Below are 19,889 nucleotides of genomic sequence, written 5' to 3'. Positions count from 1 at the left end.
CCGTAGCGTGGGCCTCCGAGCCAGTTCCTTCGGAGACGCCGTACGATCTTTCGGGACGGCCCCGGCGGCCGTCGACTTACAGGAGGACCAGATGAGCACGGCTTCCAACCCGACCATCGAGCCAATCGGCCGCGACGCGCTGCGGGCACGATACCGAGCCGAGCGGGACAAGCGGCTGCGCACCGACGGCAGCAACCAGTATCTCGAGCCCACCGGCCCCTTCGCTCACTTTCGCGACGACCCCTACTCCGAGCGCGTCGAGCGCGACCCGGTCACCGACGAGGTCACAGTGGCCGTCATCGGCGCCGGGTTCGCCGGGCTGACCACCGGTGCCCGGCTGGCCGAGGCCGGCGTAACCGATGTGCGCCTGATCGAAGGCGGCGGTGACGTGGGCGGCGCCTGGTATTGGAACCGCTACCCGGGCGCCATGTGCGACACCGCTTCCATGGTCTACCTCCCCCTCCTGGAGGAGACCGGGCACATGCCCAGCCAGAAGTACACGATGGGCCACGAGAACTTCGCCCATGCCCAACGGATCGCCCGGCACTTCAACCTGCACGAAAACGGGCTCTTCTCGACCGAGGTCACGTCCATTGACTGGGACGAGGCCGCAGCGCGCTGGGTGATCCGTACCGACCGCGGCGACGAGGTGCGGGCGCAGTTCGTGGCGATGGGCACCGGGCCGATGCACCGCCCCAAGCTGCCGGGCATTCCCGGCATCGAATCCTTCGCGGGTCACTGCTTTCACACAAGCCGTTGGGACTACGCCTACACCGGCGGCGGCCCGACCGGCGAGGCAATGGACCATCTGTTCGACAAGCGGGTTGGCATCATCGGCACCGGCGCAACGGCGGTGCAGGCCATTCCTCACCTGGCTCGGGATGCCGGTGAGTTGTTCGTGTTTCAGCGGACGCCGTCTTCGATCGACATCCGAAACAACCGACCAACCGACCCCGACGAGTTCGCGGCGCTGGAGCCCGGCTGGCAACGGTGCTGGCTGGAGAACTTCGCCACCCTGCAGACCGGCGGGTTCACCGACGAAGACCTGGTGATGGACGGCTGGACCGATATCGCCAAGCGCATCCGCGACCGGGTGATCGTCGAGATGACCACCACCGGCGAGGCGTTTACCCCCGAATTGGTCGCCCGCGCGTACGAAGACTCCGACGACGAAAAGATGAACGAAATCCGAGCCCGGGTCGATGAGATCGTCACCGACGAGACCACCGCCGAGGCGCTCAAGCCCTGGTACCGGCAGCTGTGCAAGCGGCCCTGCTTCCACGACGAGTACCTCGATGCCTACAACCGGCCCAACACCCACCTGATCGACACCGACGGGAAGGGGGTCGAGGCGATCGACGCCACCGGCGTTTGGGCGGCCGGAAACCACTACCCACTCGACTGCCTCGTCTTCGCCTCGGGCTTCGACGTACACCTGGCCCACTCGGCCACCTACGAGACCACCGGACGGGGCGGGCGGACGCTGAGCGAACATTGGGCCGATGGCATGCGCAGCCTGCACGGCAACCACGTGGCCGGATTTCCCAACCTGTTCATCGTGGGGTTGAACCAGGGCGCCAACCTGATCTCCAACGTGACCCACAACCTCACCGAGGCCGCCACCGCCATCGCAGCGGTCGTCGCCCACGCCCTCGCCGTTGGAGCCACCGAGGTGGAGGTGACCGCTGAGGCCGAGGAGGCCTGGGTGGCGCAGTTCGAGGGCTCCACCCGCGGATTTCTGGGCAACCTCGACTGCACGCCCGGCTACTACAACAACGAAGGGGCCGACCCCACACCAGCCCAGCGGCTCAACGCGTGCGGCTACCCCGACGGGCCGGTCGCCTACTTTCAACTCCTCGACGCGTGGCGCACCAGCGGCGACTTCGACGGGCTGACGTTCAACGTTCAACCCAAGGTCGCACCGGGCCCCAAGAGCACGGGGTAACCGTCGGCGTCACCTCGCCAGATCGTGTTGTGGTGCAATCGCACGCAGGCGGAGGTACGCCAGCACCGTGACCGCGCCCGCCTCAGTGAGGTACGCACGAGGCGGTTCCACTCGCCTGAACGGGTCCTTGGCCCACCGGCCCATCTGGTACTTCATGACCCCGATCACCCGCCACCAATGCCATCGGTCCCAAATACTCAAACCAACCTCGTGCTGGTCGAGGGATCCCTCATCGGTTCGCCAGCCCAGTTGGTTCACCACCGGCATCAGTTCCTCCGCCAGCGCGTCGCCGACGGCGTCGCCCTCGACCATGCGCATGCCAACCAGCTCGGCCATCATCGCCTCGAGCTCGTCACCACCCCTCAGGCTGGGAACCACCAGGCGCCACAACGACACCGGGTCGGCCAGCGATGAGGCCCCCAACTTGGTGAGCTTGAGCGTTCGGCCCGTGCGTCGGGTGAGGCGCAACCGGGTTGCGGCCTCACGTAGGTGCAAAAGTTGATGCACCTCGCTCTCGCTGCGGGGCGCCCTGTCGTGATCCCACCAACCGAACCGCTCGGCAGCCGCCCTCACGGTGACGGGCGTCAGGTATTGGGACTGGGTGAGGTTCGCACCCTTGGCGGCCTCGCCCAGCAACCACAGCATCGGTGCCAACATGGTCTCGACACCCTCGGGCGGCTCAATCGGGTTCAGGAGGCGGTTGGCCACCTCGGATCGCCATCGCTGCAACTGCGGCACCCGCACCGCCCCGATCCACGATTCCACCCGGTCGGTGATGATCATCGTCAATCGGGTCTGCCCCGGCGGGAACTCGACCGGTCTGTTGATGACCTCCGCGGTCACCTCGAGGGCGCGACGTTTCCACGCTGCTCCGTCGGGTCGCAGGCCGGAACGCACCAGTTCCGCCTCCAACGCATGTTCAACCGCGGTCAGCGCGTCGGACTCCTCGCCGCCCATGATCGACCCCCAAGCAAACTCCTCAAGGTCGGGCGCCACCAGCCCGGACGCCTTGCGGGCCGCAAGCGCCTCCGCATGTCCTGACTCGGGGCCCTCACCCCAAGCCTCCAAGATGCGTGCCGTCTTGTCCGAACGAGCGATTTCGGCGTATCGATCAAGTCCCAGCCCCTCCAGCAACGCCGCCGCGCCGGCGACGGCATCCTGCCAATCATCGGGATCGAGCCGCTTGGGTACCCGCCACCACAGCGTGTCCTGCAGGTAGGCCTGACCCAGTACGTCGACGTCCTCACCAGCGGTCAGCAGGTTGGCGGCCAATTCCACGAAGGGGCCAAGCGACGGGTCGCGCTTGGTTGCGGCGGCAACCACCTGTTCAACGGTTGGTTTCATGAAGTCCATGGTGCCACCGTCCCGCTCCGGGTTCGCCATCACGGCGACCGCTGCGGTGAGGTGTGCCCGGCGCTTCTACGCTGACCCAATGCGGGTTGCATTCGTCACCACCGATGACCTCGACGCCCTCGGCACCGAGGACGTGGACCGTCCGATCAACGAGGCTGCCTTCGCCGCTGCCGGTATCGACCTGCACCACCGGCCGTGGACGCAACCGGCGAACTGGGAGGACTACGACCTGGTGGTGATTCGATCACCTTGGGATTATCCCGAGCGCACTCCGGCCTTTTTGGCCTGGCTCGCCTCGGTGGAACACCTGCCCACCTTGATGAACCCGGCTCCGATCATCCGCTGGAACCTGGACAAGCGATACCTCACCGAGCTGGGCGATGCCGGGGTCTCAGTGGTGCCTACCGGGTATGCCACATCGCTTCATGAGGTTGATGAGCTGCTGGCCGACGAGGCCAACCACCTGGCCCTGCGCGACACTCCGGCCGAGGTTGTGGTGAAACCGACCATTTCGGTTGGGAGTCGCAACACCGGCCGGTTCGCCGTTGAAGACCCGGCAGCCCGCGCCCTGGCCGAAACCATCTTGGACTCCGGCGGCACCGTGATGATTCAGCCCGCCATCGCCTCGGTGAGCAGGCGGGGCGAGGTGGCAGCGGTCGTCTTCGACGGCGCCATCTCACACGGTCTGGTCAAAGGACCGATTCTGGACGTTGGGGGCCGCCTGCTCGGGGGCGGCTATCAGGAGGCGGTGTCGGCCACCGAGCTTTCCGCCGGACATCGAGACGTTGCGCTGCGCGCGGTGGAGGAGGTGCGGGCGTTGGCTGAGCAGCGTGGCTGGGTCGCCCCCGGCGAACACCTGCTCTATGGCCGCTACGACCTGGTGCAGTTGGACGACGGCTCCCAGGCGCTGCTGGAGGCGGAGCTGTTCGAGCCGTCGTTCTTTCTCCAGGTCGATCCCGGCGCACCGGAACGCCTCGTCCAGGCGGTGCGTCGTCGTGCGCTCCAGGTCGCCGGGCAGCGCTGACCCAACCGGGGGTTCACCCAGCCACGATCTCGCCCAAGGACGACATCGGAGCCTCGGCTGACGTTGGCTCGACGCCAACATGGTCGCCAGCGACGGCCTCACCGCTGTCGGGTCGGGACCGTGCCGCAGCATCATCACCAGGCAGCAGGCGATCGATCAGCACGGCGGCGAGCACCACGATGGCCACCTCGGCAGGAACCCGGAACCGGGTCAGACCGTAGAGCAGTGCAGCGGTCACGGTGACCATCACAAACGTGGCCAACAGCGGCCACACAGCCGTGCGCCGACGCCACAGCACCACCACTCCGGCCATGGCAGCGGCCATCAGCGGGTAGTAGACCCACGTGCCGATCAGGCTGAGCGACCGTTCACGGCCCTCGCCCCTGCTGTACTCCGCCATTTGGGTGGGCTTGTAGACGCCCCACACCCGGCCTATCCGGGCCGCCAGCACTGCGGGAACGCGGTCGAGGTGATCACCCACGTACTCGATGGCAGCGCTGCGGTAGGCCGCCGACACCTCCGACTGATCGCCCTCGGCGGGCACGTCGTCAGCGCAGAACCCATTCCACAGGCCCGTAATCGGACCGAAGTACACGCTGTCGCAATTGGCGCCAATCAAGGTGAGCCCGTCGTTGGTTGACACCAACACCGGCCGTTCAAACCGGATGGCGTTGTAGATGGTCCACGGAGCCATCATCATCAGAGCTGCGGCACCAACCACGGCCAACCTGATCACCTTCACCCGCAGTTCCAGGTCAACCCGCCACAGCAGGACGGGCAGCACGACCAGCGGCAGATACATCGCCAATTCGGCTCGCGCCAACACGGTCAACCCGATTGCCGCCCCCAACCAGAGCGCTGCCCACACGGTTGGTCCACGGATCAGGCGGTAGGTAAGCCACAGGCAGGTGGCCATACCCAGGGCGGTGAGGGCCTCGGACATCACGACACCGTCGTTCATCCACAGGTTGGGGTACAGCGCTGCGATGCCTGCGGCGATGAGCCCTGCTCGTTCGCTCATCACCTCGCGGCCCAGCAGCCCGATCATCAGCACCGCTCCCGTGCCGACCAACGCCATGGTGAGGCGCTGCGCCATGACGTTGTCGCCCGGCAGCAAGGCTGCGGGGGTGGCCACAATCGCGGTCAGCGGCGGGTGATCGGCCGCCTCGCCGCCGCTGAAGGGTCGATCAAATCCATCGCCGTTTGCGAGCACCTCGGCCTGGAGCCCGTAGTAGTAGGCATCGCCGCACACCACTTGGCCACAGGCATCACCGTTGGACTTGGCAATCACGATGTAGGCCACCCGAACCCCGAGCGCCACCAATCCAATGAGCGCCAACCCCACCAGAAACCCGCGTGACCACGGAATCGCGCGGGGCGAGGCCGACAAGTCGGACGATGCCGTCAAGTCAAGGGACTCGGTCGCGTGGGGTGAGTCAATCGGGTGGGGTGAGTCGGTCGGGTGGGGTGAGTCCGAACCCGGTGATGCTGTTGGATGAGACCCGCCGTCGACCTCAGGGTTCGCATCGCGGTCGGCCTGCCCATCTTCACCGAGCGGTCCTCCTGTTGCCGAAGCATCGAGTTCCGTCGGCGAATCGCCTGCCGGTTGTGCCATCGAGCGACATTCCCCTCGGAGGGGCCCCACGCGAGCCCCGACCTCGCCATCGTAGAGGCCGGCGGAGCCGCAGTTGCCAGCGGACTGGGCCGCTCCGGCGGCGAGTTCCGTTCCCGTGTTCCCTTCGCACCCCTCGCGGCCTTCGCCCCCTCGCCCTTCGCCCCCTCGCCCTTCGCCCCCTCGCCCTTCGCCCCCTCGCCCTCTCGCCCCCTCGCCCTCTCGCCCCCTCGCCCTCTCGCCCCCTCGCCCTCTCGCCCTCTCGTCCCTTCGCCCCCTCGCGGCCTTCGCCCCCTCGCTCTCGCCTGGTTGTTAGGGGATGGTTTCGCTGTGGCGTTGTGAGTGGAGGGTTTGGCCGGAGGGGGTGGTCCAGTGGAAGGTGCCGTTGGGTTGGCCGTTGGGGTGGTGGTTGGGTGACATCTGCCAGTGGTGGCGGTGGGTGATGTCGTGGTGGGTGGTGCAGAGCAGTGCCATTGAGTCGAGGTTGGTGGGGCCGCCTTTGGACCAGTGGATGGTGTGGTGGGCTTGGGTCCAGCCAATGGGGGTGTCGCAGCCGGGGAACACGCAGCCGCCATCGCGGACCCGGAGGGCGCGTTGTTGTGCGGGGGTGGCGGTGCGGACTGCTCGGCCCATTTGGAGGATTTCGTGGGCGGAGGTGGTGACGAAGGTGTGGATGGTGGGGTTGCAGAGGAGCCGCCAGAGGTTGTTGTCGGCGAGTTTGGCGGTTCCGGCGAGGACGTCGCCGCGTTGGCCGAGGATCCGTCGGAACCAGTCACGGGAGGTTTCTCCTCCTGGTGGGGCCTGCGACACCACCAACGGATCGGCAGGGTTGGCAGGGTTGTTGTTTCCCTCGTCGTTGCGACCGTTCGTGGGAACGTCACGGTCGTTCGGTGTGGGAGCCTGCCCACGACCGGCAGCGGTACCCCCGGCAGCGGTACCCCCGGCAGCGGGATCGTCGGCGCGGTGATCCCCGGCAGCGGGAACCTCGGCAGCGGGATCGTCGGGGGGCGGATCCCCGGCGGCGGGAACCTCGGCAGCGGGAACCTCGGCAGCGGGAACCTCGGGGGGCGGATCCCCGACGGCGGGATGTTGGGCGTTGCGGTCTGCGGGGTTGGTGGTGTTGGTGTTGGTGGCGGGGATGGGTGCGGCTTCGATGTCGAGGTTGATGTGGGTGACGGGACCGCCGGTGGACTGCTCGGAGGAACCCCGGCGTAACAGGTCCAGCAATGCTCGTGCTCGGAGGACCGCCCGGGTTGGGACTCTCAGGTCGGGGGTAAGGTTCGTGTCTCGGCGGGCCTGGCGGTACAACCGGTCGGTGTGGGCCTCGACCAACTGTCGGATCTCCTCCGCGGTCGACCCGGTGAAGGTGCCCTTCAGATCAACGAGACCGTCAAGGGTTTCGGACAGAAACACCTTGTCGTCGTGTTCGACCGCAGGTTCGGGGCCCTCAGTGTCCAACAGGGCACACACCGCAGACAGTTCGCGTCGCCACGAACCGAACCGGCGTCCCGTCACACGGCCCAACAGTTCGTCCTGGAGATCAACCAACGCTGTTTCGGTGCGGTCGTTGGAGGCACGCACCAGCGCCGCACAATAGGAGTGATCGATCTCACCTGCGGCCAAGGCTGCTGCGAACCGGTGGAACGTGGAATCGAGTTTGGCGGCGACCCGGGTGGTCTCAGCAGCCTGGGGGCCTGGGACCTCCTGGGTGCGGCTCAGCCAGGACGTGGTGCGTTCACCGAGTTGGTTGAGTGACGCGTTGGTGTCTTCAAGGCGGGCGATCATCTGGGCTTCGGCCGATGCCAGGAACCGGCGACACAAGCCGATCGCCTCGACCGCGACCATCAAATCAGCCACATCCACCCCACCCCCAGCACCGTCGGCGGCAGCAGCGGCGGCACCGTCGGCGGCGGCACCAGCGGCACCGTCGGCGGCGGCACCAGCGGACCCGGCATCTGCCGTGCCTGCAGCAGCGGCTACACCCGGGTTGGCGGTGCCGGACTCGGCATCGTCGGCATCGTCGGCAACGTCGGCAACGTCGGCAACCGAACCCCACAACGGTTGGCGGGGCTGTGCTTTGCCGACTCCTCGCTCGACCAACAGGCGTGCCGCGTCGGCCACCGAACCCGCCAACACGCTGACCGGCACCGAGGACCCCCGATCGGGGTGCCACCGTGCGTCGACCTCGGCGGAATACACCGAAAAGTCTTTCGCCTCAGTCGTGTCGAAAACGTCGAGCATGAGGCCAGTATGACGATGGCCTGTGACAACGAAGCCGCCACAACACCCACATCAAGAGGAAGTCCCAGGACACTTGGCTGGTGATCGAGACGGGTTGTGGCCGGCTACGCTGGCGCCCTCCATGACCCTTCGCCCCCAGCCCCCGACTCCGGTGACCGAAGTGCACGACAGCGCCGCCGAAGCCCTGGCGGCCGTCGACCAGCAGTACACGGCCAACCGCCGCACCCTGGTTGCGTTGTTGGCCTCAGCCAACGCCCCGCTCAGCCTGCCCGAGATCATGGAACTGCAGCCCGACCTGGCGCAGAGTTCGGTCTATCGAACCCTGGGAGTCTTGGAACAGGCCGGCGTGGCGCTTCGAATTGTCACCGGGGACGAATTCGCCCGATTCGAACTGGCCGAGGCGCACAGCGGCCTCCACCATCACCACCTGATCTGCACCGCATGCGGGTCGGTCGAGGACGTGACCCTTCCCAGCGACGTCGAGGCAGCGGTCGTCAGCGAACTGGAGGCGCTCGCACACCGGCATGGGTTTGCTCCGGCCGACCATCAGGTGGATCTGATCGGCGTGTGCGCAGCGTGCCAACAAGCGGCCTGAGAAGGCGTCCGACCGAAGGCCCCCATTGAGAATGGGTATCATTTCCGGATGCGCCCCACTCGAGTTCTTCGCAGCGCTGCAGGCGTCCTGAGCGTCGCCATGCTCGTCGGCCTGGCAGCGACCGCCTGTGGGACGGGCGAGCAGGCCGATGCCCCGCAGGGTGATTGCCCGGTGAAGCCGGTGCGGGTCGTCGCCACCGTTAATCAATGGGGCGAGATCGTCGAAGCGCTCGGCGGGGACTGTGTGGCGGTGGACACGATCATCTCCGGATCAGCCGCAGACCCCCACGACTACGAGCCGTCACCCGCCGACAGCGCAGCGTTTGAGCAGGCCCAACTGGCCGTACTCAACGGACTCGGGTACGACAGCTGGGCCCAACGGGCCCTCGACCAACTCGGCGATGACGGACCCGAGGTGATCGACGCCGGCATCGTCTCCAACCTCACCACCGGCGACAATCCGCACCTGTGGTATTCCCCGGCCGCGGTGCGCTCCACGAGCCAGGCGATCACCGAGGAACTGACCGACCTTGCCCCCGACGCAGCCGACTACCTCGACCAGCGCTCCACGGCGTGGGCGGCAGCGCTCCAGCCCTACGACACGGCGCTCGACGATCTGCGGGATGCAGCCGACGGCGCCGCTTTCGCCTCGACCGAGCCGGTGGCGGACGACCTGTTGGAGGCCGCCGAGCTGCGCAATGCCACACCTCGGGGGTTCCGGGCGGCTGCACTCAACGAAACCGACCCTTCTCCCGCAGATCTGGCTGCGTTCGAGAAGCTGCTCACCTCGGGCGACGTCGCCGTGCTCGTCGTCAACCCACAGAGTGAAAGCCCGGTGGCCGACCAGCTGCGCCGAACCGCCGAAGCTGCCAAGGTGCCGGTGGTTGAAGTGACCGAGACCGTGCCGGCCGACACTGACGGGTTCATCCCCTGGCAGGTCGCCCAGATGCGGACGCTCACGAGCGCTGTCGCCTCATGAACGGCTCTGACGCGAAGCGTCCGGTCGTCCGTTTCTCCGACGTCGCAGTCGTTCGAGGTGGCCGAGAGATCTGGTCGGAGGGCACCTTCGAAGTCCCCCGCGGTTGCATCGTCGGAGTGATCGGTCCCAACGGCTCCGGCAAAACCACCTTCCTGAAGCTGCTGCTGGGCCTGCTCACCCCGAGCACCGGCAGCATCGAGGTGCTGGGCGAAACACCCCGTCGGGGCAACCCTCGCATCGGATATGTACCTCAGAACTACACCGCAGCCGTCGGCGATGCGGTGCGGTGCCGCGACCTGGTGCACCTGTCCCTGCTGGGCACCCGCTGGGGCGTGGGCCAACGCAACCTCCAGCCTCACGCCCTCGTCGACGAGGCATTGGCCGCCGTCGATGCGACCGGCTTCGCCGACGAGCGAATGTCGCAGGTGTCCGGTGGGCAACAGCAGCGGGTGGCGATCGCTGCGGGGCTGGTCAACTCGCCGGACCTGTTGTTACTCGACGAGCCGTTGGCCAACCTCGACATGCGTAACCAGCGCCAGATCGCTGCGCTGCTCGGCCGCCTCGCCACCGAGCGAAACATGACCGTGTTCGTCGTCGCCCACCAGCTCAACTCGCTGCTCGAGGTGCTCACCAGCGCCGTGTACCTGCTGGACGAACACGCCCACTACGACGTGATCGGCAAGGTCGTCGACGAGGAACTGCTCAGCCACCTGTACGGAACGTCAATTGCGGTGGTCCGGACCCCGCAGGGTGATCTGTTCACCCGCAACGCCTGATGGGTCTGCTCGCACAGATCGGCTACCAAAACAGCTGGATCGAGGTGCTCGGCGCCACCTTCATGCGCCACGCGTTCATCGGCGGAACGCTGGTGGCGTTGGCCTCCGGGTTGGTCGGGTACTTCGTAGTCGTCCGTCGTGACGCCTTCGCCGCCCACGCCCTGGCCCACATCGGGTTTCCGGGAGCCACCGGGGCGGCCTTGATCGGAGCACCGGTCACGCTCGGTCTGGCGGTGTTCTGCGTCGCCGGGGGCCTTGCGATCGGAGCGTTCGGCAAACGGGTGGATCGACGGGAGGTGGCCACCGGCACCGTGCTCGCCTTCGCCACCTCGCTCGGCGTGCTGTTCGCCTCGATGGCGACCGACAGCACCACCAGCGTCACCAGCGTGCTGTTCGGCAACCTGTTGGCCATCTCCGCCGAGCAGTTGATCGTGTTCGGCACGATGACCGCCGTGCTCGTCGTCGCGATGGTGATCATCGCCAGGCCGCTGTTATTTGCCTCGATCACCCCGGAGGTGGCCGAGGCGCGCGGCGTGCCGGTCCGCTCCCTGGGCATCGCCTTCCTGGTGCTGTTGGCACTGGTGGTCGCCATGGCCACCCAGGTGGTCGGCACCCTGTTGCTGTTCGCCTTGGTCGTCACGCCGGCCGCCACCGCACTGGTGATCACCGCCCGGCCGATCGCCGCGGTCGCCATCGCCACAGGGATCGCCCTCGGCTGTGTGTGGGGCGGCCTGGTGTTGTCGGCGATGTTCAACCTGCCGCCCAGCTTCCCGATCGTGTCGCTCGCCTTCGGCGGTTGGCTGGCCGCACTCGCCCGCAGCCGTGTACTGGAACGTTCCGGCCGGCCGACGGCGTCCGCATCTACCCTGGGGCGATGACCGAACCGGCCCCGTGGTGGCGCAGCGCCGTCGTCTACCAGATCTACCCACGCAGCTTCCGTGACACCTCCGGCAACGGGGTTGGCGACCTGCGGGGCATCATCGACGGGCTCGGCCACCTGGAAACCCTCGGCGTGGATGCCATCTGGTTGTCGCCGGTGTTTCCATCGCCGATGGTGGATCACGGATATGACGTGTCGGACTACTGCGACATCGACCCGCTGTTCGGCACGCTGGCCGACTTCGACGAGTTGGTGGAGGCGGTGCACCAGCGAAGCCTTCGAATCATCCTCGATTGGGTGCCCAACCACACCAGCGACGCCCACCCATGGTTTATTGAATCTCGCTCGTCGCGGGACAACCCCAAGCGCAACTGGTACCACTGGCGCAACGACAACCCCGGCGAGTTGCCCAACAACTGGACCCGGGCGTTCCCTGCCGGCGAGCCCGCATGGGCCTGGGACCCGGGCAGCGAGGCCTGGTACCTCAACCAGTTCAGCCCCGAACAGCCCGACCTGAACTGGTCCAACCCCGAGGTTCGGTCCGCCATGGCCGACTCCCTGAGATTTTGGTTGGACCGGGGCGTGGACGGGTTCCGCATGGACGTCATTCACTTGATCGGCAAAGACCCCGCACTGCCCGACGTACCCGCTGAGTTGGCGGCGTTGCCGGCCGTGGTGCTCGTCGACGAACCGGCGGCTCACGAGTACCTACGAGAGATCCGCGCGGTCCTCGACGGTTACCACGGCGACCGCGTGGCCATCGGCGAGGTGTACCTGCTGGATTCCGCCCAGATCGCCACCTACTACGGCAGCAACGGCCCCCCGGGAAGTGACACCGCACCGGAGCTTCACCTGGCGTTCAACTTTCCTGCCATGTTCGGGCCGTGGGATGCCGAGGCCTGGCGAACCAACCTGGCCGGCGCCGACCAGCACTTCGCCTCAAAGGGCCTGCAAACCACCTGGGTCTTGTCCAACCACGACAATCCTCGGCACCGCACCCGCTTTGGCGGTGACGAGGCCGTGGCTCGTGCCGCGGCGGTGCTGCTCCTGGGACTCCCGGGAACGCCGTTTCTCTATGCCGGAGAAGAGTTGGGCCTGGAGGACGCCGATGTGCCGTCCGAGGCGATCGTCGACCCATCCGGCGGGCGGCGCGACGGGTGCAGGGCGCCCATCCCGTGGACAGCCGAGGCGGGCCACGGTTGGGCGTCGGCCAGAACGTGGCTGCCGTTCCCGCCCGGGTCCAACGTCCACAGCGTTGCGGCACAGGGCGACGACCCTCGTTCGATGCTGGCCCTCTACCGACACCTGCTCGCGGTCCGCTCAGCCTCCGATGCGCTTCGGCTGGGCCACCACGAGGTCGTGCAGGCCGACGATCAGGTACTGGCCTGGGTTCGCCCTGTCGCAGACGGCGGCCAACAAGACCGCGCCCAACAGCACGGCGCCCAACAGCACGGCGCCCAACAGCACGGCAGCACCCAGGTTGGCGACGTGCTGGTGGCGGTCAACTTCACCGCCGGGCCCGCCGGTCTCGACGACCGTGCCGGGTGGACCGTGCTTGCGTCATCGAATCCCAGTCGTGCGATCGGCGGAACCATTAGTGACCAACTGATGGAAAACGAGGCGCTCTGGGCGGCCCCGCCGCGTTGAACAGCCCTTCCGGCCGGGCCCCACTGGGCATCGCACGTAGGATGGACGGTCGATGTCGACCCCGTGGAACCTCACCAACCCTCCCACCGACGTCGACATCGCCGCCGCATTGCGGGCGTTCCCCGTGGTCGCCGACTCGCTCCGGGCCACCGAGCACCTCCCCAACCGCATCGTTCCCTTTCATCATGTCTGCGGGTTCAACCAGCTGTTTCCGTGCCTCAGCCCCTTGGGGCTCAGGCTGCTGCAACTCGACAGGTTTCACCGGGGCGTCACCCGGGAGCTGGCTCTGGCCGAGGCCCCTGACATGCCGCCCGAGTTGGTCGACGCCGAGGCATCCAACCTGGTGATCGCCGGCTTGGCCCATCTGAAGGACGGCCAACTGCGATCGCACTCGGACATCGCCCGGTACATACCCATGGCACTGCCCATGTTTGAGGACGATGCGTCGTCGATCAACACCAATCGGCTGGCCACCGCATGCCGTCGCATGGGCATCAAGCCCGGCCTCACCAAGGCCGAGCGGGCCGAGGCGTTGCAGCAGGCGCTGCGCGACCCGGACGCGGTGGCCCACTCGCTGTCGACCGCCGGCCCCGAGGCGCGCCGCATGTTCGAACGCATCGTCGAGCTGACCACCGTGGATCGCTACGGGTTCGCCGATACCGACGAGCCGGCCGGGTACGTCCCCCTCGACCGACTGGTACGGGAAGAGTCGCGGGACTACTGGGCCGCCTCCCGAGACCTCGTCACCGCCTTCTCCGGGCGCAGCGTGTCCACGCCCGTCGGTGAGCTGATCGAACGGGCGCTGATCAGCACCTCGCACGGCTGGGGCGATCAGCTGTGGTTGTACCTGGACGTAGCGCACACCCAAGGCCTCTCCCTGGGTCCGGCGCTCGTGCCCCCGCCGGTCATCGATGGCAGTCCCGTGCACGAGACGCCCACCGCGCCCACCAGGGTGGTGGCGCAACTCGGCGACGTGGTGGCCTACCTGGGCGACCACCCGGTGGAGGGCAAAAAGTCGGGCGACCGTCGGGCACCGGTTTCCACCTGGCGCAGCGCGGCCAAGGCCACCGCAATCCCCAAGGAACTCGGCGTGCTGTTGGGCGGCCTCGCCGCAGATCTTGGCTTGATCTACGCCCGAGCACTGCCCGCACGCGGCCGAGGGCGCAAGGTGGAGCGGCCGGTGCAGTGGCTGGCGAACCCACGTCGACTCGCCGCCTTCGGACAGCTGGACGTGGGCACCCGTTGGCTCAGCATCGTCGACCATTGGCTCGGAGGGGGTCGGGACGAGGACGCCTATGCCAACTCGGTCAAGCGGTCGGTCACCATGTCGGTCCTGGCATCCCTCCCCGATGGCGAGGCCATCGCGGTCGACGACTTCGTTGCGTTCGCCACCCGCCGTCATCTGGCGCTGAGCGACGTCAACGAGCTGAAGGGTCAGCTGGTGGCGGCAGCGTCGCTGGGCCTGATCGGCGATCCGGAGGTGCCCGGCCTGACCGCTGCCGGACGGGCCGCGATCGTCGGAGCCGACGCGGTCAACCAGCTGCTTGGCGGTGGGGCCCGCACGTTCTTGGTGCAGCCGGATCATTCGGTGATGGCGCCGCCGGACCTGGCCCCCGACGTCGCCGCCACCCTGATGCGATACGCCGACCTGGAAAGCGAGGGAGGCGCCTCGGTCTGGCGGCTCTCCGCCCGGCGGCTGGCCCAGGCGGCTCCCACCACAAGCCCCGAGGAGGTGCAGGCGTTTCTCAGCGAGGGCTCCTCGGTGCCGATACCCGACGCCGTGCTGCGCTTTGTCGGCGATGCCATGGGGTCGGTGTCACCGGTGACCGTGACGGAGGTGGGTTGCGTGATCACGGCGGCCGACCCGGTGGTCATCACCGATGCAGCTCGCCACAAGACCGCCAAGCTCACGGTGGTCGCCCCGGGCGTGGCCACCTCCCCGCTCGCCGCCTCCAGGGTGCGCGACGTGTTGGCGACGAAGGGGATCGTGCTGGCCTCCTCGGTCGCCAACGCAACCGAGACCGTGCTCCATCCACCGGGCAGTGCCCACGGTGCCGCCGACCATCCCGAAGGTGGCACGTTGCCGCTCCCCGTGAGCGATGCCGCCGCCGGCTGGGTGGTCGATCAGCCCGACCCCAAGGCCAAGCTACCGGCACCCAAACCGATTGGCTACGACAAGGCGCTCGTCGAGACCATCACCATGGCTGCTGCCAAAGGGACACACCGATGACCGACCCGACCAACCCTCTGATCGTGCAGGGCGACCTGTCCGTGCTCGCCGAGGTCGCCTCTCCTCGCTTCGAGGAGGCCCGCTCCCAGTTGGCCCGGTTTGCCGAGCTGGAGAAGGCACCCGAACACATCCACACCTACCGCATCACCCCGCTGTCGCTGTGGAACGCCGCGGTGGCCGGGCTGAGTTCGGGCGATGTGGCCGCCACGATCACCGACCTGGCGAAGTATCCGGTGGCACCGTCGGTGCTGGCCGAGGTGCACGATCAGATGAGTCGCTACGGGCGGCTCAGGCTGGTGCGTGACCACGACACCGCCGCCCTTGCCCTCACCTCGGCCGAACCGGCACTGCTCGAGGAGGTCAGCCGCGACAAGCAGGTGGCCGAGCTGCTGGGCGACCGTCTGGACGGCAACCGGTTCGCGGTGCGCGCAGGCGACCGCGGCGTGCTCAAGCAGGCGCTGATCCGGCTTGGTTGGCCTGCCGCCGATGAGGCCGGATACGAACGGGGTGCCCGCTTGGAGGGGGCCGAGCTCACCGCCGAACTTCGCTCGTACCAGGCGGATGCGTTGGCGGCCTGGTGGGCCCAGGGCCACGATGAGGGCGGCAACGGCGTGCTGGCGCTGCCCTGCGGTGCGGGCAAGACAATCATCGGACTGGCAGCCATTGCCACCGCCGGCACCCACACGCTGATCGTCGTGACCTCGATCAGCTCGGCACATCAGTGGCGCCGCGAGCTGCTGGCCAAGACCAACCTGACCGACGATCAGATCGGCGAGTATTCGGGCGACTCCAAGGAGATCCGTCCAGTCACCATCGCCACCTATCAGGTGCTCACCTGGGCCAAGCGTGGCATGGGTGCCGATGCCGACATGTTCGATCGACACCCGCACCTGAAGCTGTTCGACGAGCGCGGCTGGGGGCTGGTGATTTACGACGAGGTGCACCTGCTGCCGGCGCCGGTGTTTCGGGCGACCGCGCGCATCCAGGCCATCCGTCGTCTCGGGCTGACCGCCACCCTCGTGCGGGAGGACGGCAAGGAGAGCGATGTCTTCAGCCTGATCGGCCCCAAGCGTTTCGATGCTCCGTGGAAGGAGTTGGAGGCGATGGGTTGGGTGGCACCCGCCAGTTGCACCGAGGTTCGGGTGAACCTCACCGACGAGCAGCGCATGACCTACGCGGTGGCCGAGCCCGCCGAGCGGCACCGCCTGGCGGCCACCACGCCGTCCAAGCTGGTGGCACTCGACGCGCTGATGGAACGCCACAAGGGCGACCGGATTCTGGTGATCGGCCAGTTCCTCGATCAGTTGGCCACGGTCGCCGAGCGGCTCGGCGCCCCGCTGATCACCGGTAAAACCTCCCAGAAGGTACGCGACGAGCGTTTCGAGGCATTCCGCTCCGGAGAGATCGACGTGCTGATCGTGTCCAAGGTTGCCAACTTCTCGATCGACCTGCCCGAGGCCAACGTGGCCATCCAGATCTCCGGGCAGTTCGGCTCCCGCCAGGAGGAGGCCCAGCGCCTCGGTCGCATCATGCGCCCCAAAGCCGAGGGCGGCTCGGCCGAGTTCTACACCATCGTCGCGGCCGAAACCGTCGAGCAGAGCTTTGCCCTCAACCGTCAGAGGTTCCTCGCCGAGCAGGGCTACACCTACACCATCGTCGACGCCGCCTAGCCAGCGCGTTCCTGGGCGGCTACCGGGAGGTGTGGAGGTGTGCCGGTGAAACTGACCGGCACACCTCCACACCTCGGCTCCACACCTCGGCTCCACACCTCGGCTCCACACCTCGGCTCCACATCTCGGCTCCACACGTCGGCACCATCTGGCCGATGCCGGGTACAGCTAGATCTGGCCGATCCAGGCGTTGAGGGTCGCGGCGTCGGTGACGAGCTGCGCGGAATCGTCGTCGGCGACGTACTCCAGCAGCGCGTATCGAGGCAGATCACCGGACAGCGGCGGAGCCTCGGCGGCAACGGCCAGGGCGGGCAGCCACAGCTCGGCGCCGTCGGACAGCGGATGACGGTCGGCGATGCCGCCAGGGCCCCAGGTGAACACGTGCAGGTGGGCCAGTGAGTCGGCCACAGACTCCAGCTCGCCCAGCGCCTCGGCCTGGGTGAGCGCAGGGTCGGGTTGCCAGTGGGTGCGCAACGGATCGTTGCCACCCTTCAAAGCACAGCCTTCGAGCACGATCCGGGCACCGGCGGCCGTGTGGGTGAGCGTGCCGGGGTGGAACTCCAGCGCCACACCCAGGCGACGCCGGGCGGCCGCCTCGACGATGGCGGCGGTCGTGGCGATCACCGCCGTCCGGTCGGCCTCGCGTGCGTCGCTCTCGACGCCAAACGCCGTCCACACCCGCATGAGCGGGGCACCGAGCGCCTCGGCCGAATCGAGCGCTGCGCCCAGCTCGTCTGGCGGCAAGTCGGGATCGTCGAAGGGCGCCATGCCCAGGTAGGTGCCGTAGCTGGTGATGGCCACCCCGGCGTCGGCGCAGCGCCGGGCCACCGCCTCGGCCACCCCGGTCTCGCCGGGAGGCACGTGCCCGTCGGCGCCCCATTCGATCCCCGCAAGCTCGGCCCGCACGGCCAGGGCGACCACCTGGTCGGCGCCCAGGTGGCGCATCGTGATCGAACACATGCCGGACTTCAACGAGGGGGTCATCTCCGCACCTTTCGGCCGGCCCGACGTTTGATCGCCACCAGCTCGCGGCGTTCGGGCAACGCCTTGTAGTACTCGTCCAGCGGGTAACAGCCCGAGATCAGCCCGTTGCGGGGGCCGGTGGTGCAGTCGCTGAACGTGCGGCACACCAGCCGGGTGCGCAGCTCCTCACCGGCAAGCAGGTCGGCGGGCATCCACGGGTAGCTCAACATGTTGCGGCCGATGCCCACCGAGGTGATCGCTCCGGTGCGCACCTGGTGCTGGGCGACGTGGCCCAGCCACTGCTGGAAGTACGAGTAGCCGCTGCCGACGAAAGTGAGGTCGGGATGGGCACAGGTCAACCGCGCAGCCGCGTCCACCATGACCGCCGCGTCGATCAGCGGGTCGCGGGGAGGGGCATAGCCGTCGGAGGGCGGGAAGTAGGCGGGCCGCTGCGCGTGCGGGTTGTAGTACGGACTGCCGGCGGTCAGGCACACCATGCCGATCCCCAGCTCGCCGCACAGGCCGAGGAACCGGTGGGTCTCGGTCAGGTCGAGGCCCGTGCCGGTGTCGTCCCCGCCGAAGTTGGCGCCCGGCGCCGCACCCGGCGACGGCACCCCGATGCCGTCGGCGTCGCCCTCGTAGGGGCCCAGGTCATAGGCGGAAAGCCGCACCCCGATTGCCAGGCCGGGCGCCTCGCTGCGGATGCCCGCCACCACCTCCCGGAGGAACCGGGTGCGGCCCTCAAAGTCGCCGCCGTAGCGACCGGGACGGTCGACGCCGGTCAGCAGCTCGTGCAGCAGGTAGCCGTGGCAGTGCTTCACGTCGACGAAATCGAAACACGCGTCTTGGGCCCGTACCGCGGCGGCCACGAAGTACCCCACCAGTTCGTCCAGTTGGTCGTCGGACAACACCTCGGCGGCGCCGATCCCCTGGCGACGATCCAGTTCGGGGTGGAGATGAGCGGTTTGGGGCAGCGGTTCGCCCTCGGGGCGCGACCACCGTCCGGAGTGGGTCAGTTGCAACCCCACCACCAGGTCGTCGGCGCCACCCATCGCCTCCCTGTGTGCAGTCTCCAGCCCTTCACGCAACCCGGCGATCGCCGCGATGGTCGCATCGCCACTGATCAGCTGGTGGGGGTTGGCCCGCCCGTCGGGGTGCACGGCCACCGCCTCGCCGCCCCACACCAGCTTGGCGCCGCTCTCGCCGAAGCGCCGCCAGCGCCGGGCGACCAGCTCGGTGGGCGCTCCATCGGTGGTGCCGTCCCAGCCCTCCATCGGCAACGCGCAGAACCGGTTGCCCACCGCCAGGTCGCCCGCCGATGCGTCGGTCACGGTGAACGGCTGGGCCAACGCACCGTCGGGCTCAACCTCGGCGTCCACTCCCACGAGGTCGTCGATGCCCAGCTCGGTCAACCGCTGCGCGAACTCGTCGATCGTGGTGAGTCGCTTGATCTGTTTGATGCCGGTCATTCGCCCCCGTTCGGTACGTGCCCCGCCACTCTTACAGCAGACGCCGCACCTCCGCCGCTGCGACCCTGCCCGCGTCGTCCAACGGAATGGTCGAGCGGGTGGTTCGGCTCAAGACAAACGCTCCCTCCAGCAACATGATCACCACCCGAGCGAGCCCGGGCGCGTCGGCCTCGCCGATGCCGTGCTGAACAAACCTGGCGGCCGCTCGCCGCACCCAGTCGTCAAACACGGCCGCTGCGGAGCGACGCAGGTCGTCGTTGGTCGAGGCCACCTCGAGCGCGACGGTGGCGATCGGGCATGCGTCGGCAAAGTCTGACTCGGTCAGCGTCCAGGCGGCACCGGCGAAGAACGTCTCGGTGGCGCCGACCAGATCGGACGCGTCATCACCGAAGAAGAGGGGCGCAGGCCGATACAGCAGCGGCCTGGGAAGCGGCGCTTCCATACGAGGAACGCAAGGCGTTGCGTGCCCGAGACGCAGAGGTCGATGCCGCGTTCAACGGTATCGG

At 67.9% G+C, this 19,889-nt stretch carries 15 protein-coding genes; 9 read left to right on the top strand and 6 right to left on the bottom strand.

Annotation, left to right across the window (positions count from 1 at the left end; all coding sequences use genetic code 11):
- The first annotated feature begins 91 nt into the window (after window positions 1–91).
- A complete protein-coding gene (locus MPARV_RS0114975) occupies window positions 92–1,945 on the top strand; it encodes a flavin-containing monooxygenase (RefSeq protein ID WP_020378874.1) in 1,854 nt (617 codons plus the stop codon).
- A 9-nt stretch (window positions 1,946–1,954) separates the two neighbouring features.
- Here MPARV_RS0114975 and MPARV_RS0114970 read toward each other — a convergent pair whose 3' ends face one another.
- Complete coding sequence (locus MPARV_RS0114970) at window positions 1,955–3,289, bottom strand: hypothetical protein (RefSeq protein ID WP_020378873.1); 1,335 nt, start codon at window positions 3,287–3,289, stop codon at window positions 1,955–1,957.
- Here MPARV_RS0114970 and MPARV_RS0114965 point away from each other — a divergent pair.
- Window positions 3,288–4,322: an ATP-grasp domain-containing protein gene (locus tag MPARV_RS0114965; protein ID WP_020378872.1), complete on the top strand. Its 1,035-nt coding sequence runs from the start codon at window positions 3,288–3,290 to the stop codon at window positions 4,320–4,322. The two genes, MPARV_RS0114970 and MPARV_RS0114965, sit on opposite strands and share 2 nt — an antisense overlap.
- A gap of 13 nt (window positions 4,323–4,335) precedes the next feature.
- Here MPARV_RS0114965 and MPARV_RS0114960 read toward each other — a convergent pair whose 3' ends face one another.
- Window positions 4,336–5,730, bottom strand: coding sequence for an ArnT family glycosyltransferase (locus MPARV_RS0114960; protein WP_157789661.1), 1,395 nt, complete (start codon window positions 5,728–5,730; stop codon window positions 4,336–4,338).
- A gap of 516 nt (window positions 5,731–6,246) precedes the next feature.
- Window positions 6,247–8,175, bottom strand: coding sequence for an HNH endonuclease signature motif containing protein (locus MPARV_RS21520; protein WP_020378870.1), 1,929 nt, complete (start codon window positions 8,173–8,175; stop codon window positions 6,247–6,249).
- A 121-nt stretch (window positions 8,176–8,296) separates the two neighbouring features.
- Between MPARV_RS21520 and MPARV_RS0114945 the strand changes: the two genes are divergently transcribed.
- Genes MPARV_RS0114945 through MPARV_RS0114915 form a run of 7 tightly spaced genes read left to right on the top strand, consistent with a single transcriptional unit; the run spans window position 8,297 to window position 16,951 of the window.
- A complete protein-coding gene (locus tag MPARV_RS0114945) occupies window positions 8,297–8,770 on the top strand; it encodes a Fur family transcriptional regulator (RefSeq protein ID WP_012223617.1) in 474 nt (157 codons plus the stop codon).
- 48 nt (window positions 8,771–8,818) lie between these two features.
- Window positions 8,819–9,748: a metal ABC transporter solute-binding protein, Zn/Mn family gene (locus tag MPARV_RS0114940; protein ID WP_031278764.1), complete on the top strand. Its 930-nt coding sequence runs from the start codon at window positions 8,819–8,821 to the stop codon at window positions 9,746–9,748.
- The gene (locus MPARV_RS0114935; RefSeq protein ID WP_012223614.1) at window positions 9,745–10,524 is read left to right on the top strand and encodes a metal ABC transporter ATP-binding protein; all 780 of its coding nucleotides are present in this window, start codon (window positions 9,745–9,747) and stop codon (window positions 10,522–10,524) included. Before MPARV_RS0114940 ends, MPARV_RS0114935 begins: the two co-directional genes overlap by 4 nt.
- Window positions 10,524–11,402 (top strand): metal ABC transporter permease, encoded by an 879-nt coding sequence (locus MPARV_RS0114930; protein ID WP_012223613.1) that lies wholly within the window; start codon window positions 10,524–10,526, stop codon window positions 11,400–11,402. The genes MPARV_RS0114935 and MPARV_RS0114930 overlap by 1 nt, the downstream gene beginning before the upstream one ends.
- Window positions 11,399–13,051, top strand: coding sequence for an alpha-amylase family glycosyl hydrolase (locus tag MPARV_RS0114925; protein ID WP_020378868.1), 1,653 nt, complete (start codon window positions 11,399–11,401; stop codon window positions 13,049–13,051). The genes MPARV_RS0114930 and MPARV_RS0114925 overlap by 4 nt, the downstream gene beginning before the upstream one ends.
- A gap of 52 nt (window positions 13,052–13,103) precedes the next feature.
- Window positions 13,104–15,281 (top strand): helicase-associated domain-containing protein, encoded by a 2,178-nt coding sequence (locus MPARV_RS0114920; RefSeq protein WP_020378867.1) that lies wholly within the window; start codon window positions 13,104–13,106, stop codon window positions 15,279–15,281.
- Window positions 15,278–16,951: a DNA repair helicase XPB gene (locus MPARV_RS0114915; RefSeq protein ID WP_012223606.1), complete on the top strand. Its 1,674-nt coding sequence runs from the start codon at window positions 15,278–15,280 to the stop codon at window positions 16,949–16,951. Before MPARV_RS0114920 ends, MPARV_RS0114915 begins: the two co-directional genes overlap by 4 nt.
- A gap of 168 nt (window positions 16,952–17,119) precedes the next feature.
- Here the strand turns inward: MPARV_RS0114915 and MPARV_RS0114910 are convergent, their stop codons facing one another.
- The 3 genes from MPARV_RS0114910 to MPARV_RS0114900 are packed head-to-tail and all read right to left on the bottom strand — an operon-like array spanning window position 17,120 to window position 19,825.
- The gene (locus tag MPARV_RS0114910) at window positions 17,120–17,935 is read right to left on the bottom strand and encodes a sugar phosphate isomerase/epimerase family protein (RefSeq protein ID WP_020378866.1); all 816 of its coding nucleotides are present in this window, start codon (window positions 17,933–17,935) and stop codon (window positions 17,120–17,122) included.
- Entirely contained in the window at window positions 17,932–19,383 is a 1,452-nt protein-coding gene (locus MPARV_RS0114905) for an oxidoreductase (RefSeq protein ID WP_020378865.1), read from the bottom strand. Before MPARV_RS0114905 ends, MPARV_RS0114910 begins: the two co-directional genes overlap by 4 nt.
- A gap of 31 nt (window positions 19,384–19,414) precedes the next feature.
- Window positions 19,415–19,825, bottom strand: coding sequence for an LmrA/YxaF family transcription factor (locus tag MPARV_RS0114900; protein ID WP_020378864.1), 411 nt, complete (start codon window positions 19,823–19,825; stop codon window positions 19,415–19,417).
- Window positions 19,826–19,889 lie beyond the last annotated feature (64 nt).

This window comes from Candidatus Microthrix parvicella Bio17-1, from assembly GCF_000299415.1.
Taxonomy (GTDB): Bacteria; Actinomycetota; Acidimicrobiia; order Acidimicrobiales; family Microtrichaceae; genus Microthrix; species Microthrix parvicella.
This window is presented reverse-complemented; position numbering and strand designations above follow the sequence as displayed.

Coding starts and splice junctions, on each gene's coding strand:
- MPARV_RS0114910 (WP_020378866.1), bottom strand. CDS start 17,935: ATGACCCCCTCGTTGAAGTCCGGCATGTGTTCGATCACGATGCGCCAC.
- MPARV_RS0114900 (WP_020378864.1), bottom strand. CDS start 19,825: ATGGAAGCGCCGCTTCCCAGGCCGCTGCTGTATCGGCCTGCGCCCCTC.
- MPARV_RS0114905 (WP_020378865.1), bottom strand. CDS start 19,383: ATGACCGGCATCAAACAGATCAAGCGACTCACCACGATCGACGAGTTC.
- MPARV_RS0114940 (WP_031278764.1), top strand. CDS start 8,819: ATGCGCCCCACTCGAGTTCTTCGCAGCGCTGCAGGCGTCCTGAGCGTC.
- MPARV_RS0114925 (WP_020378868.1), top strand. CDS start 11,399: ATGACCGAACCGGCCCCGTGGTGGCGCAGCGCCGTCGTCTACCAGATC.
- MPARV_RS0114920 (WP_020378867.1), top strand. CDS start 13,104: ATGTCGACCCCGTGGAACCTCACCAACCCTCCCACCGACGTCGACATC.
- MPARV_RS21520 (WP_020378870.1), bottom strand. CDS start 8,175: ATGCTCGACGTTTTCGACACGACTGAGGCGAAAGACTTTTCGGTGTAT.
- MPARV_RS0114935 (WP_012223614.1), top strand. CDS start 9,745: ATGAACGGCTCTGACGCGAAGCGTCCGGTCGTCCGTTTCTCCGACGTC.
- MPARV_RS0114945 (WP_012223617.1), top strand. CDS start 8,297: ATGACCCTTCGCCCCCAGCCCCCGACTCCGGTGACCGAAGTGCACGAC.
- MPARV_RS0114930 (WP_012223613.1), top strand. CDS start 10,524: ATGGGTCTGCTCGCACAGATCGGCTACCAAAACAGCTGGATCGAGGTG.
- MPARV_RS0114915 (WP_012223606.1), top strand. CDS start 15,278: ATGACCGACCCGACCAACCCTCTGATCGTGCAGGGCGACCTGTCCGTG.
- MPARV_RS0114970 (WP_020378873.1), bottom strand. CDS start 3,289: ATGAAACCAACCGTTGAACAGGTGGTTGCCGCCGCAACCAAGCGCGAC.
- MPARV_RS0114975 (WP_020378874.1), top strand. CDS start 92: ATGAGCACGGCTTCCAACCCGACCATCGAGCCAATCGGCCGCGACGCG.
- MPARV_RS0114965 (WP_020378872.1), top strand. CDS start 3,288: ATGAAGTCCATGGTGCCACCGTCCCGCTCCGGGTTCGCCATCACGGCG.